We start from the raw sequence: 14,791 nt of genomic DNA, 5'->3' as shown, positions 1-14,791 counted from the left end.
TCTCCCTCCGAGTCCCAGGGGCGTTTTTTATGCGCTGGTTTCCGCCTGAGAATCGGCCGATCGCTTGGCCATCGAGTCGGAGTAGAACTTCAGCGTTTCACGCAGTTGATGCCATTTTCCGGAACGGACCAGGCTAAGGTCTGCAGTATGGGCGGCACCATCGAGCGTCGAAACCACCATCCGGTTTCGCGGCACGAACTTCACCGAGACCACTTCGTTCCAACGGAAACGTCTTGGTTTCCAGTCCCCGCCCTCTTCAAACTTTCCGTGGATCCCATCGACATCGATCACCAGCGGAAATCTTTGCCATCCGCGACGCGCCCGCATCCAATGGTTCATCACGGTTGCTACACAGCTGAAGGTCATAAACGCCAGCAAAGCGTTGCCAATCCATGCCCCTGACAGCGTTGCCGAGGCATAGAAAACGAACGAACCCCAGATGGTGCTGAAGAGCACGACCAGAATAGCCGCCACCAGCAGTTGAAAATTTTCACGCGTGGCGATCTCGTGGTCGAGCACGTAAAACTCGCGGTACTCTTTTGCGGCGACGGTTGCCGGAGAAGCGAACGGGTTTTCAGGCTTCTCGTTCACGGCACCTTACGTGGTGAGAGGAATTTCCGAGTCGCGGAAGGACTGGTACTTCGCCGCCAACTGAACCATGGCATTCTTACCCTCGGCACGAACCATCTGAATTCGCGAACGACGGATGACACCCTTTTCCAGATGCGTTGTAAACAACGGCACGGTTACGAAGACTGTTTCCTCGTTGGTTCTCTCGACGCTGATCTCTTCGCAGTCGCCCGGATAGACGAACAAGGCATATTGAATCGCATCGAGGCAACCTATCGCCACCGCCATCGGATCGGACAGGGACGCGAAATTCTGGGGGCCGAGCCCGGGAGGATTCCAGCTTTCGCGGCTGCTGAATGTGCTGACCGAATTCGCGTCATCAAACTGAAACACCAGCGACAACTGCGGATCGGAATCGAGTAGCGAAGTCTGTCGCGATAGAATCAGTTCGACTCCATCCTGGTCCGGGAGGATTCGCGAGTAAACCTCGGTCGTAAGCTGTTCGTCCGTGGTGGTATAGCGTTCGACCAGATCGTGCCCGCGAACATAGAATTCGCTGCGTGGCCCAATCCCCTCCAGGTCCCACTGGGCCACTTGCCAGTTCTTAGGCTGGGAAACGAACTTGGCGTTCATCTTGTTGGGATGTGCCGCGACCGAAAGCTGAAAGTTTTGCGTCTTGCAGCGGTGAATGACGTCGTAATCGGAGATCCAGATCGAGTTGCTCATGCGGACGATTTTCTCCCATCGACCGGAAACTCGGAACCCCACAGACAAGAAATAAAAAACCCCGTCGCCTACCAAAGTAAGTCGACGGGGCCGGAACAGAGAAGAGGCCAGATTTTGCCCGCGAAATCGAGTTCCGCGAAGCGTGTATGTGCGGTTTTTAACCGCTGTTCCGTGGATGATGTAGTAGATGATACCAAAAATCGGAATGGTGTCCACAATAATCTGCAAAGATTCCGACCGAACCACAAAAACAGTATTAACGACGTGATGATCGCCATAGACTGCAGGGGGGCCTAAGTAGGAATTCCCCTCAATTCATGGTAAAACGCAGCCACGAAATCTCAATTCGCTTCGCCCACCTCAGCCCCAGGAAAAACACGCAATGTCTTCCTATCTAACAAGTTGCGAAAAGGCCGCTCGAGCCGCTGGCGAAGTTCTGATCGAGTGGCGGGGGAAGTTCAACGTTCGCGAAAAAGGGAAGTCCGATTTGGTTACGGATGCGGATCTTGCCGCTCAGAAAGTAATCGAAGAGATTTTGGCCGCAGATTTTCCTGATTTTGAGTTCCTCGGCGAGGAAGGTCCCGCTGGCCTTTCGCGAAAAACGGGCAGTCCCTTCTGCTGGGTTGTCGACCCACTTGATGGCACCATGAACTACGTTCATGGCTTGCCCAATTACGCAGTTTCTATTGGCCTGGCAGAAGCCGGAAAGGTAATCACTGGCGTAGTTTACGACCCGGTCTTCGACCGCTGCTTCAAGGCGGAAACGGGCTGCGGGGCCTTTTTGAACGATGAGAAAATCGAGGTGAGCACGGCTCAGAAACTGGATGAATCGCTCATTGCGTTCAGCTTTCCTACGACGGTCGCCAAAGGGTCCCCCGTTATCGACGATTTCATCAATGTCTTGACCCAATGCCAGGGCATCCGTCGACTCGGATCGGCGGCCTTAAATCTCGCGGCAGTCGCGGCCGGGCACATGGATGCCTATTGGGCCGCCTTTAATAAGCCCTGGGACGTCGCCGCAGGGGCAATTTTGGTCGAAGAAGCAGGGGGAACGGTCCTTGGGTTTGGGGGGCAGCCATTCGATGTCTTCGACCCCAAGATCGTCGCCACGGCAACGCCGCAGCTACAAGAGGAAATGCAGGCCCAAATCTCGACTTATTAGACTTTGGGGGATCTTTCCACCTTCCCAAGACTACTCCGACAGTCGCGGCTGTTATAATTGGTGCGACTGGAATTTTTTTCGCAGTTTTCGTAGGTCAAAGTCGCTAACCTTCCAGGGCGAGCGGTCATGGCTAAATAGACTACATTACGACGCCTTGTGGCGAGACGAAACGCGAGCGATTGGAATGGACACTCGACTGAGAACGATATCAGTCCCATTGTGCCGATGCTGGACACCGATTTCTGACCAGCTTTCTCGTCCCAGGCAAACGCCCTCTCATCTTTCGGGCGTCGATTCCGCCTCCTCCTTATCCGGACAATTCTTTAACTCATGAACGCCGCGTGCCGCGAACCTGGTTCCGCACTGCCGGGGCTCTGCCTCCGTTGCTGGACGCGTGCGTCTCGATCTGCCATTTTCGTGTTGGCGCTGATCCTGATGGCAGCCACCTCATCGAATGCCGTAGCCCAAGGAACGGCTGGCGGTACCAAGATCGAAGAACGCGGGCCCGAGATCTTCCTGCTTCCGATCAAAGATGGCAGCATCGCAGAAGGTGGCCCATTTGAGCGGGTCCTCGATTTCCCGGCCGACTCGTTTCGGATCTGGTACAAAGACGTTTACCGCAACACGAATCCGAAAGACCTGCCGAAGTACTCCCTGGAAACGGTCTCGGCTCGTATCGATGTCGAGGGTACCAATGCCCTGCTGCATGTCACGTATGAAGTCACTCCGCATGCGTCTGGCTGGGTCCGAATTCCGCTGGGGCTGCATCACGCGATCTTCCGTTCCGACGTCGAAGTCAGCCCTGAACTACCGATCATTCTCGATCGCCCCCAGGCCACTACCAAAAGCGATGGTTACGCATTGTGGTGCCAGTTCCCGGTGGCAAAGGAAGCCTTGCTTTCCCCACTAGAACCAGAGCCGATTCTGCTGAAGGTAGTTGCCTTGCTGCCGCTGACGACGCGCGGCGAGGAAACCTCGCTGGAAACGACACTCCCTGCGGATACCAAGTGCCAGGTCACGCTCGATATTCCACAGCCCGGTGCGAATGTTTCGTACAAGGGAAGCATGGTCCCTAAGACGCTCACCGAGACTCCTCTCGAAGAGCACAGCATGCATCAGTACGAATTCGCTGGCGGCCCCCTGTCGTTCAACTGGCGATTCGACGACCAGGCCATGCGGGAACAGCCGGTCACCCTGAAGGTCAAAGGGCAACTTCTCGCCAATGTCGAGACGGAACAGTTGGTGACGACGACGGCTCGCCTGCAAGTGGAAAGCACGACGATTCCATTCGACTCGTTCGAGGTCGAAATCGACGACGACGCGGAATTCGTTCCACCGACGACGCCAACCGTTGGCTACACCGTGAAAGCGATGGAACCAACCGGGCAGACCTTCGGCAATCGGCTGTTGGTCGAACTGGATGAAGCGACCAAGGGCCCGGTTACTATCTCGATTACCACCAAGCAAACCGATCCAGTCCCCGGCGAACGTGGCAAACGCCAATTCACCGTCGGACAGTTCGACGTGGTAGGTTGCGACGTTCAGGATGGGACACTCAGCATCTCCGCCTCGCAGAACGTTCACGTACAGTGGTATACGCCTCGCAATTTGCGGGAGCAATCGGGTCGCGGCTCCGATGGCATGTCGTACCGAGCTAGTTTCTCGTATGACCAACAACCCGCCACATTGGTGATGCACACCCTGCCGATCCAATCGACGGCCCGTGTGAAATCTGATTACGAACTGCACGTCGGCAAGCTCGACTCGCAACTCGTTGCGACCCTCTCGTATCGACTGCCTCGATCGTATACCGATGACCTGCTGATCGATTTGAATGGCTGGACGGTCGATCGTGTCGATACCAACGGTGCCGCCACCTGGCAACCGACCGACGGAACCTCCGACCAGCTCGTGTTGCCGCTGACCGGTGAAACTGGTGGCGAGGCGATGACGACCGCTCCTTACCGCACGATTGTCGTTACGGTCCGTGCCCATCGCGACCACCTGACGGTCGATCCGGCCGAGATCTCGCTTCCCTGGATTGTGCCTCTGGCAGAGCCCTTCGGTTCAGCAACCGTGACGGCCATCCCCGATAACGATCTCGAGATCCGCTTCCAGTCCGAGAAGAGCCAAGGCTTCCAACTCGACCGTAGCCGCAGTCAAGAGGTGGAACTCTCCGGTGAACGTGGCACCATCATCTTGCGAGCCGCTCCGACCGAGCAAGACCTGCGCCTCGGCCTGCAACTGACTCCGGTTGTTCCACGATTGATCGTCGGTTCTAAAGTGAATGTCAAACTGGTCGAAGGACAAGACTACGCCCTGGTCCAGCAAGAGTTCCTTTACGAACCGTTCCACAGTTCGCCAAGCAAGGCAGTGTTTCATCTGCCGACCAGTATCTATTTCTTCCAGGTCACCGTCGCCAAGATCAACGACAAAGAAGTCGCCGGTCAGGCTCTCGGTCAGGGAGACGAACAAACGATCCAGTTCTCGCTGACCGAAGCCAATCCACCCTATCGCATCAAGGTCGAATACAACGCTCCGCTGCGAGAGACGATTCCGGAATCAGGTCATTACGAGATGGATCTGATGTCTCCGAAATCGGAAGACTTGACGAAAGATGGCATCGACGTCGACTTCAAGCCGTTGGAAGTGACCTTCCAGGCACCGCACGAAGTCGAAGTCCTTTCAGCCACCGAAGACTGGCGAAGCCTTTCGATGTCGGATCAAGGGCAGACCTTCCAGTTGCCCGGGGGCGATACCCGTCAGGTCGAATTCGCTGCTCCTTTCTTAACGCCCGAAACGGACGACCGAGTCGTGGTCGACTTCCATTGGTTGCAGGTCGCCTTAACGCCCGAAGATCGACGTGATCGCGCGGCGTACACACTCCGCACCTCGGCACCTCGCCTGGAGGTTACGTTGCCTCGTGGCGTTAGTGATGTCGAAGCCTACTGGAACGGTGTCGAGATGCAGGCCACGCTCAACGAAAGCAAGCTTCAGCTCGACATCCCGCAGCGACACGAGTCAGGCCGAGATCGCCTGGAACTGTGGTACAAGTATGGCGAAGGGGATGGCATGAGTTCCTCGTTGAATGTCAGTTCACCGGTCATTACGAATGCGATACTCGGCACGAGCCAACCAGGTCGTGAAGGTGGCTACAGCTACCTGCAAATCGTCAGCCCTGGCAATTGGCTGGTACTTTCCGCTCCAGGGCTTTCGGAAGAAATGGACTGGTCGTGGGAACATGGTGCCTACCGTCGTTCGCCTAGGTTGAATCAAAACCAATTGGAAACGATGGCCAAGAGCAGCGCCAAGTCGGAGTTGCCAAAGGGAATGAATCGTGCCCTCTACAGTACGATCGGCTCGTTCGAGAACGTTCCGATCCGCGCGGCCAAGATCAGTTACTTGATGCTGTTGTTCTCTGGATTCTCGCTCGCAGCGTTGCTGGTTCTGTTCTACGTTCCGCAAACGCGGCATGTGTTGGTCTTTGGGGTGGCGGCCATCGTCGCCTTGGCGGTCGCGGTTGCCTATCCCGACTTTGCCATGTTGGTGGGTGAAATGTCGATCGTCGGCATCATGCTGGCCATCCTCGGCATCGCCCTCTACCGCCTCGCGTCGTCGCGAACTCCGGTCAAGTCGGCCGTACGTGCTCGCTCGTCCAGCGACAGCCAGGCCTCGGTTCCAAATACATCAGCATCGGCGTCGCAAGGGCCATCCGCCGGAATCTCGACGACCTCCATGCCAGCCACCGCGGCCTCTAGCGGACAATCTCGATGACCTTATGGCTTCGCGAAAAGCACGGCGTCCTATTCAAGGCGTTTGCGTGGGCAAGCGTCGCCATGCTGTACTGCGCTGCCACGCTCTTCGCTCAGCAGCCAGCCGTTCCGAACGATATCGAATATCAGAAGATCTATGTCCCTGAGAATCGTCCGACGGAATGGCCTCGGTATGGATTCGAGTTCGCGCCGCAAATGCAGCTCGACGACTTCGGCAAGCTGATCACGCAGTTCGCGCGCAGCCAGGGAATCGAACAACGTGCGTTGCCGCTTCGCAGTTTGACGTATCGAGCCCAGCTCGAAGGGCGAACACTTCAAGGCTCGGCCCAGTTCGACCTGGGCGAGAAAGAATCGACCGAACCTGGCTTCGTTTCATTGAAAGGAACGAACCTCTTTTATTACGATCAGCTGCAACGACAATCGACGATGCCCAATCTATGGGTCGGTGCCAACGGAGATCAGGTTGGTGTCTTCCTCCGCGAGTTTCAATCGATGTTTACGCTCGATTGGAGCTACCAGGCTTCGCTACGATCGACCGACGAACTGACGATCGATCTCGATCTGACCTTTGCGCCCCAGGTCGACTTCTATCTCGACCTTCCCTCGAAGTGGCACCTGGATCTGCGTGAGGGAGTGACGCTCGATGTTCCCGATGCCGATGCCACGCCGATGGAAGGCATGAAAACATGGCATTTGAGCCCGCAATGGGAAGGCAAGCTTGCTTTCTCGCTGGTTCCCAGCGACCGCCTCTTTCAGAGCGACACCGTCACGGCAACGCAGTCGACCCGTTACGACGTTCGCGACAACTTGTGCGAAGTGACTTCGCAAATCTTGTTGCATTCCCCACCTCAGGGCGCATTGACCTTCTCCATTCCCAAGGGGATGGTGGTCACGGGCGCGTCGGTCAATCGAAAAGCGATCGAACCTCTCGACCTGCAAGAGCTTTCCGACGGTAAGCAAACGCTGGAGCTTCCCCAGCAACTCTTCCCTTCGGCTGAAACGGCGACCGTTTCGATCCAGGGAATGGCCCCGATGGTGATTGGCGATTATTCGCGAATCGACTTGCCGATCGTCGTGCTTAGTTCGCAGCCAACCGAGTCGCATGTGGTCGCGGCGGAACTCGACGCCGGAATCAATCTTTCGTACTGCATTCTGAAGAATGCCCAGGAAGTCGAATACGTTCCACATAACTCGCTAGGTCGGCCGAACCTTCGCTTCCGACTGTTCGATGAGAACGCGGAGATCGGGCTGCAGCTCTTTCGCCAAAGCGAGTCCCTGCATACCGCGCTGGTGCACAAGGTTACGGTGAATGACCTGGTGATTCAGTCGGACAGCGTGATTCACATCGCCGACAGCGACGAAACGACCGATCATATCGAACTGCCGCTTTCGCCTGGTTGGCGTGTCGAAACGGTCGTTCAATTTCCCGACCAGTCTGCAGTAAGCTGGGAAGAAACGGCACGCGACGAACAACGTGTGCTGCGGGTCGAGAATCGTTCCGCGATTTCCGATCTACAGATCTCGTTACGAAGAACTCGCGAGAATGATTTCGGCAATCTGCGAATTTCCGATTTCCGACCGTTCGCCCTCGCCCCGGGCGTGGCGAATCTGGAATGGGTCTCCGTCAAACCTGCCGCCGGTTTCGACCTGCGATTGGAACCGGAAGGGCAAGTCGCTCGCAAAGCGATTCAGGATGCCCCTGCCGAGATCATCCGATTGTTCGGCTCGAAGTGGCAAACACCTGCCTTCGAGATTCGCGGGCGATCCGATCTTCAGCACCTGATTCGTGTTACCCGTAAGCGTGCGACGTATGATGCTGAGATCGACGTTCAGGTGCGGATCGAGAAAGACGCGTACCGGGAACTCGCCGCGATTCGACTCAACGGCAGTGGCTTGCTGCCGGAAACCTTGCTCGTCTGGTCGACGCAGCGATGGTCGAACGAGGTTAAGTGGACCACGCCCGACCTGGAACCGATTCGCTGGACACCGATCACTACGTCCGCCGCTGAAAATCCGAACCAGCGTGAACCGTATTACATCTATGAGTTGACGCCTCCGTCCGACAGCAGCTTCCCATTGATCTTGCGTGGCACTTTCCCACAGCAATCTGGGGATTTTAATTCGCCGCTGCTGTTGGCGGTTCCTTCCGCGGAGCCTCAGTCTGGCATGCTGACGCTGACCAGCCCCAAGGCATGTCAGCTCACGGCCGATCCGATCTTGCTGCGAAAGGTCTACCTCGATGCTCGTTCGCAAAGTCCCGGTAGCGACCTGACCCGTTACGAATATCGGCCGCTGGAGATCCGACGCTTGGCCGAAAACATCCGTGGCCTGATCGCTTGCGACTGGCAACTGGCCGATACCTTGCCCGAGCTTTTCGCGACCAAGACCACGCATTCGATCAATCTCGAGAACGACGGTCGCCAGCGGATGACTTCGAGATGGTCGATCATTTCGCACGGACCTGGGCATGCCTCGATTACCCTGCCGGAACATGCCGAGCTGGAACTGATTCAATGGCAAGGTCAGCCCTGGTCTCGCTGGAAACAACATGGCCAGCAGATCGACATCGAAATTCCCGACGAAGCTTCGGCGGCCGATCTGGAAGTTCACTACCAGATCGATCCGGCGACGCTCTATCTCATGCGCGCGATTCGGCCGTCATTCGCGACCGCGTCGTTTCCAACCTCCGCTGAAGAGGCAACGTTTACGCTTGGCAGCCGCTTGGTTCGCATGGAATATCCCAGCCCGCGTTGGTCAAGTTTTGGCGAGCGACTTCGGCTGGGATTGTGGTCTGGGATGTTCCAGGGAAACCTGAGCGATCCTGACGAACCGAACCTGGTCCCGTTTGAAGCCAGTCAAGCGTTGCCTGCTGGCACCCTTTGGATTGTGCACCGCGATTCGTTACGCCTGATCAGTATTTTCCTGTTCGTGGTAGCGATTTGCATTGGCGCAATCTTGTTTCCTCGCTTCCCGCGGAACTTGGTGGCATGCCTGTTGGGGCTCGTGGCGATAGTGCCCTGGCTTCCGGATTTGTTCGCACCGCTCACATCCGCCAGCTTCCTGGGGATTGCCCTGGGGGGAATCGCAGGCCTGGTGATGCGTCCTCGCACGGTCTCGTCCCCGACCTACGCTGCGGGTTCCACTTTGACCGTGACCAGCCTTTTGCTCGCCCTGGCCGCTGGCTGGATGTCCGAGAGCGTTGCCCCGGTAGCCGCTCAAGAGGCAGCACGACCGGTGACGGTCTATCCCGTGCTGATTCCTATCGATGCCAACCGCAAGCCTGTGGGTCAAGCCTATCTGCCCCTTCCATTCTATGAACGTTTGAATGCGGTCGCGGAACAACCGGATGACGACATTCCCCGTTCGATTATCGAAGGAATGAGCTACGAGATTTCGCTGATCGATTCGGTCGAGCTGGCGTCGGAAATTGCTGTCACTACCAACATCAACGTGGTGACCACCAAGACAAACCAAACCATTCGACTGCCTTTCGATGCCCAGCTCGGCGTCAGCTTGAGCACGGCGGTCGATCAAATTAACTCTGGAGTCGACGCCAGCAGCAGCATTCTGCCCAATCCTTACAGCGTGACGACGGGCGAACTGGTCTTGCCGCTGAAAGAAGTTGGGCAACACACGATCGTGATCAAGAGCTTGTTGCCGGTCTCGAAACCGGGCGACATGCCCTTGGCCCTGCACATCGAAACACCTCCCCAGGTCAGCACGGCCGTAACGATCGCCGACTCGATGCGGATGGGTTCACCGAAAATCCAATTCAACGATCGCGAAATTTCTCTCGAATCTTCCAACATTCGCCAGACGATTCCGCTTGGCATGGTCGAGGGCTTCGATCTGCAGTGGCGTTCCTCGGAACTTCAAGCCCGATTCGAGTTCCGCGAACTCGACCTCCTGCAGTTCACCGAAGATGACATCGAGCTACGTGTCCGCTTGATGCTGACCAACCGTTCACCGCAGATCGGACCGATCCTGCTGAACGTCGACTCACGACTGAAGCTCGACATGCAGCAGTCACTCGGCTGGACTGCGGAAGTGAAGTCGAACAGTCTTTCCGCTTCCACGCGAACCTATGCCATCAACCTGCTGGAAGGCGCGACGCCAATCGACGCGATTGACTTGCGGTTCTCTTTGGATGGGGCGCAACAGGTGGGACAACTTCGGTTCCCCAATGTGGAAGTGGCCAATGGAACCTTGCAACGACGCTGGGTGGCGGTCGCCGCCAACAGCCAATTGCAAGTTGGCAGCCAGGCCCAATCGCGGGTCAACATCTTGTCGCAAGACGACTTCCTTCGCGAATGGAACGAGGACGAGCCGAACTTCCGTTTCGCGGTCGCGGTGGCTACGGTCGAACCGCTCGACTGGCTTATTTCGACGCGACCGATTGCGACGCGCGGCAATGCTGACTTGCGATATCGCCTGCAGTTCGATTCCGATGGCTACAACTTCGATCTGAAAGCTCAGATCGAAACCTACTCAGGCCAGGCCAAGCAGTACGTCGTCGAGATGATCCCTGGCTGCGAAATCCAATCGGTCGGCTACCTGGTTGACGGCCTGCTTCGCCCGACGCAGTGGCACTACGATGCCGCCAGCGGCGAACTCGGAGTGATGCTTCTTTCCGACGTGAGTGGCCTGCAGGAACTTTCCATCAATGGTCGTAAATGGCTGCCGGTCAATCAAACCGATGTGAGCCTTCCGCCCATTAAGATCCGCGATGTTCACACCCAGTCTTGCCGCGTGCAACTGGTGCGTGACCACTCGGTGCTTGTTCGCCCGATGCTCACCACTAACTTGATTCCTCTCCAGGATGAAGCGGCAGACCCAATGAACGACGAGCTCGTTCAAGTTGGTCAGTGGGAAGTGGTCGACTCGTCGCTACCGATTGACTGGCAAGTCATCCCCAACGACGTGCTCATTTCGGGCGACATGCTAACCATCACCGACCGCGTTGATGGCGCGTGGAAGTTGAACTGGGTTGGCAAGCTCGAGATTCGAAGCGGCAGCGTTGGCTATCTCCAGTGGCTCGTCCCGAAAGAGGTGGAACTCGACGTTGACTCGATCGAAGACTTCGAGGTTCATGTTCGCGAACTGCCCGACAAGTCGGCGTTTGTTTACACCTTGGTTCCTCAAAAACAGCTGGGCAGTTACCTCTCGTTTGATTGGAGTGGCAAGCTGAAGACCTCGCCAGGTCGTCGTGTGCAGTTCGCTCCGCTGCTGCTGATTGGCCAGCCACATTTACGACAACTGGCTGCGATTCCGCGCGAAGTGGACCAGCAAGAGATCCTTTGGTCTTCGTTAGTGCTGCGAGCGACGACGCCCTCGGAGCGTTGGCTGACGGCGAACACGCCCGACACGCATCAACTGCTGATCGCAACGCGGCCTGACTATACCTGCGAATTGATTCAACGAGCCAATCCCACAGGGAACCCACTGGTCGATTCGCTGGAAACGACGATCCACGTCGACCGCCAGGGGAACGCACTCGGCGTGATACGTGCCGCAATCTTACCGCAAGGCAACGGCAGCGTTGAATTCACTTTGCCACCAACCGTTGATGTGATGGGGGCCTCGGTCGACTATACCCGGCTCTGGAACATTGAACCCCGGGCCGATCGAGTCGTAACGATTCCCCTAAAGTCGAGCAGCTTACCGCAGATGGTCGAGCTGGCGTTCCGCTCCCGGTTGATTCCGGACAAAGACTTGCACTTCAATCTCGATCGGCCGCGACTCACCGATGCTAACGGCACCGAAGAACTGCTCCGCGTCAGCTTGCCGCTGCAGTGGACAATTGAAAACGTGCCGCATCTCGATCGAATGGCCTGGAGCCGACAACAAGTCACCTCAGCGTTTCGCTTGAAGGATGCTTCTCGCGATACGCAATCAGGCATCAGCTCAGTCGAAATCCAACGCTGGAATCAGTTGCGAATGGAACAAGCGTTCGCTGCGTTGTTCAACTATCAGGAACTGCTTCGCAAGCGAGGCGAATCGCCGGAGAACACCCGCGAGCAAATTGCTTCGCTATTGGGTGACAACGCGAGTGATGTCGAAACCTGGGAAGTCTCGGATCGTAGCAATACGAGCGCCATACCGGTCTCCTTAACCGATGCGACCGATGAAGTTGCTTCGGAACGATTCCACTACTTCCGCGAGACAAATCCTTTCGGCACACTTTCGATTCGCGTCGCTTCTTCGCGCAGCTATTCGTACTGGCCACCCATCGCCACAAGCATGCTCGCACTACTGGGTATCGGACTGATCTTCTTCAGGCATCCAATTTTGAATCGTCTGGGTCAGCAAGCGAGCCATTGGATGGTTCGCAATCCACAAGTTTGCGGAGTTTTGGCCGGATTATTCTGGTGGTTGTTCTTACCTCCCCATTTTATTGGCTTGCTGTTGATTGCCGCGGTTTTATGGGCTTCTTTGCCCATGCGATCGGCTGCTGTCTTAGGTCGAAACTAACGGCATGGTCGTGGCAGTTTACGCCACTTACCAGCTAGCGTCCCTTCGCGGATTTCCTCACGCGATTCGGGGCCTCTTTCGACTTGGCACCTTTCCGCAATTCTGATAGGTTACCGCTTCCTCAGACAGACAATCCGAGCTGGTTGCGAGGAGGATGCCTATCAACGAAGAAGTGGAAGGCAGCCAAGCAATCAGCGATAAACGCTCTCGGCTAATTTCAGCTTTGGCTATTTCGGAAGGAGTCCGGCATGAGTCAAGTCAGTCAACGAACCTTACCTGTTCATATCCGTTGGATGATTCGCCGCGATATGCAAGAGGTTCTCGATATTGAAAGTCTCAGTTTCGAATATGCCTGGAGCGAAGAAGAGTTCGTGAAGTGCCTTCGCGAGCGAAATTGCATCGGCATGGTTGCCGAGCATGAAGATCGCATCGCCGGCTACATGATCTACGAGATTCTCAACACTCGGCTGCATCTGTTGAACCTGGCAGTGGCTCCTTCAATGCGACGCTTTGGCGTGGGTCGTCAGATGATCGGCAAGCTGGTCTCGAAATTGACCCACCGTCGTCGCCGCCAGATTCTGTTGGAAGTTCGCGAGACGAACCTCAACGCTCAGAAGTTTTTCCGCAGCCTCGACTTCAAAGCGATCTCGCTTCTGAAGGACTTCTACGAGGACACGACCGAAGATGCCTACCTGATGCAGTACAAGCAGCAGCAGGAAGCAGGCGGATTCACCCCGGTCAATCGTATCGCTCGAATGGCCAGCTAAGCAGCTCGGCTATTTGGCTTAGACTTCGACGATCTCATGCTCCATCGTCTTCAGATCGACGATGGCAATGGTATGACGTCGTGCTCGATACAGGGCCCCTGGGTTTAAGACCAGCGTGGGGCCTTCCTCACGCACCAGCATCTGATGCGTGTGGCCTGAGCAAATTAAATCGAAGTCGTGCGAACGGATCATCCGCATCAGCAAGGCGGCGTCGTCACCATGCGTCATTCCGATACGACGATTATCGATTCGGAAATCACCGAACGTCTCGTGACAGGTGCCACCACACGCCATGATTTCGTCACGTAGAACATCGCGGGCATCGTCCGTGTTGCCAAATACGTAATGCGTTGGCCACGTGGAAAAAACCTGCACGACACCAGTGCTCCCGATATCGCCGCAGTGCAAAACTTGTTCTACTGAGAACGTCTCTAGCATGTATGCAGCCGCTTGGGCAAAATCGCTGTGCCCATGCGTGTCGCTGACTACTCCAATCTGCACTCGTTCTATCCTTCAAAACTTCGCATCTTGAACGCTCTACACGTACTCGGAATCGTTGCCTTGATTGGCCTGGCAGCATTTGCCGCGATTTGGCTGCTGGCCCGGCGGACCGAGTACACGATGGTTCAGTATCTATTGGATCGACTGGCCTTTATCTTATTGCGATTTGTGTGGAAGACTAAGACCCCCTGCGGACTTCCGCTATCGCGAACCGACGGCGCCGTGATCGTCGCCAACCATCGTAGCAGCGTCGACCCATTTTTTATCCACCGAGCCGCCAAACGCCGCGTACGTTGGATGGTAGCCCGCGAGTATTGTGAAAACAAATGGTTCGGCTGGTTCTTGTATGAGACCGGAGCGATCCCAACACGTCGCGGTGGCATCGACAACGCATCGGTCCGCGAAGCGGTTCGCTTGCTGCAATCTGGCTGCTGGGTTGGTGTTTTACTCGAAGGTCGAATTAATCAAACCGACGAAGTTTTATTGCCGGTTCGACCAGGCGCGGCGCTACTGGCCCGCAAGGCAGGCGTACCGATCCTGCCGGTCTATATCGAAGGAGCTCCCTTCAATGGCACGGTGACCAGTCCATTCTTTATGCGTGCCACCGTCGACATTTACCTGGGCGAATTGATCTATCCCGAAGCGTTCGACAGCGATCAAGCGATGATACTGGCCGCCGCGAAAGAAATCGCTCGCTTGGCAGGTCACCCAGAGTTCGAGCCGAAGCTGGCTGGCAAGCAGTGGAAAACCGGCAACTCCGAAGTGGACACTCCAACGAACAGCGACACAAATTCGTCGCATCCCGAGAACTAGCGGCGACG

Annotated in this window: 8 protein-coding genes; 5 read left to right on the top strand and 3 right to left on the bottom strand. The window is 56.3% G+C overall.

Translation table 11 applies throughout. The features are described 5' to 3' along the window. Window positions 1–27 precede the first annotated feature (27 nt). Window positions 28–591, bottom strand: coding sequence for a hypothetical protein (locus tag ABD890_RS16635; RefSeq protein ID WP_345092098.1), 564 nt, complete (start codon window positions 589–591; stop codon window positions 28–30). Between the two features lie 6 nt (window positions 592–597). Then, complete coding sequence (locus tag ABD890_RS16630; RefSeq protein WP_345092095.1) at window positions 598–1,296, bottom strand: hypothetical protein; 699 nt, start codon at window positions 1,294–1,296, stop codon at window positions 598–600. Between the two features lie 382 nt (window positions 1,297–1,678). Here ABD890_RS16630 and ABD890_RS16625 point away from each other — a divergent pair, with 382 nt between their 5' ends. From ABD890_RS16625 to rimI, 4 genes are all read left to right on the top strand, one after another. Continuing rightward, window positions 1,679–2,458, top strand: coding sequence for an inositol monophosphatase family protein (locus tag ABD890_RS16625; RefSeq protein ID WP_345092092.1), 780 nt, complete (start codon window positions 1,679–1,681; stop codon window positions 2,456–2,458). Window positions 2,459–2,893: 435 nt separating this feature from the next. Beyond that, window positions 2,894–6,232 carry a hypothetical protein gene (locus ABD890_RS16620; protein ID WP_345092089.1) on the top strand — a complete coding sequence of 1,113 codons (3,339 nt, stop codon included), beginning with the start codon at window positions 2,894–2,896 and terminating at the stop codon, window positions 6,230–6,232. Next, complete coding sequence (locus ABD890_RS16615; RefSeq protein ID WP_345092086.1) at window positions 6,229–12,702, top strand: hypothetical protein; 6,474 nt, start codon at window positions 6,229–6,231, stop codon at window positions 12,700–12,702. Before ABD890_RS16620 ends, ABD890_RS16615 begins: the two co-directional genes overlap by 4 nt. A 248-nt stretch (window positions 12,703–12,950) precedes the next feature. Further along, window positions 12,951–13,469 (top strand): ribosomal protein S18-alanine N-acetyltransferase, encoded by a 519-nt coding sequence (gene rimI / locus ABD890_RS16610; protein ID WP_345092083.1) that lies wholly within the window; start codon window positions 12,951–12,953, stop codon window positions 13,467–13,469. Between the two features lie 18 nt (window positions 13,470–13,487). Here rimI and ABD890_RS16605 read toward each other — a convergent pair whose 3' ends face one another. Continuing rightward, window positions 13,488–13,970, bottom strand: coding sequence for a YfcE family phosphodiesterase (locus ABD890_RS16605; RefSeq protein ID WP_345092080.1), 483 nt, complete (start codon window positions 13,968–13,970; stop codon window positions 13,488–13,490). Between the two features lie 27 nt (window positions 13,971–13,997). Here ABD890_RS16605 and ABD890_RS16600 point away from each other — a divergent pair, with 27 nt between their 5' ends. Beyond that, window positions 13,998–14,783, top strand: a complete 786-nt coding sequence (locus ABD890_RS16600) for a lysophospholipid acyltransferase family protein (RefSeq protein WP_345092077.1) — start codon at window positions 13,998–14,000, stop codon at window positions 14,781–14,783. Window positions 14,784–14,791: the final 8 nt, after the last annotated feature.

The organism is Bremerella cremea, from assembly GCF_039541315.1.
GTDB classification, from domain to species: domain Bacteria; phylum Planctomycetota; class Planctomycetia; order Pirellulales; family Pirellulaceae; genus Bremerella; species Bremerella cremea.
Note: the sequence above shows the minus strand (reverse complement) of the source record. Positions and strands in the feature narration are given on the sequence as shown.

Excerpts from the sequence above, each read along its gene's own strand:
- ABD890_RS16630 (WP_345092095.1), bottom strand. The coding sequence starts at position 1,296 with ATGAGCAACTCGATCTGGATCTCCGATTACGACGTCATTCACCGCTGC.
- ABD890_RS16625 (WP_345092092.1), top strand. The coding sequence starts at position 1,679 with ATGTCTTCCTATCTAACAAGTTGCGAAAAGGCCGCTCGAGCCGCTGGC.
- ABD890_RS16620 (WP_345092089.1), top strand. The coding sequence starts at position 2,894 with ATGGCAGCCACCTCATCGAATGCCGTAGCCCAAGGAACGGCTGGCGGT.
- ABD890_RS16615 (WP_345092086.1), top strand. The coding sequence starts at position 6,229 with ATGACCTTATGGCTTCGCGAAAAGCACGGCGTCCTATTCAAGGCGTTT.
- rimI (WP_345092083.1), top strand. The coding sequence starts at position 12,951 with ATGAGTCAAGTCAGTCAACGAACCTTACCTGTTCATATCCGTTGGATG.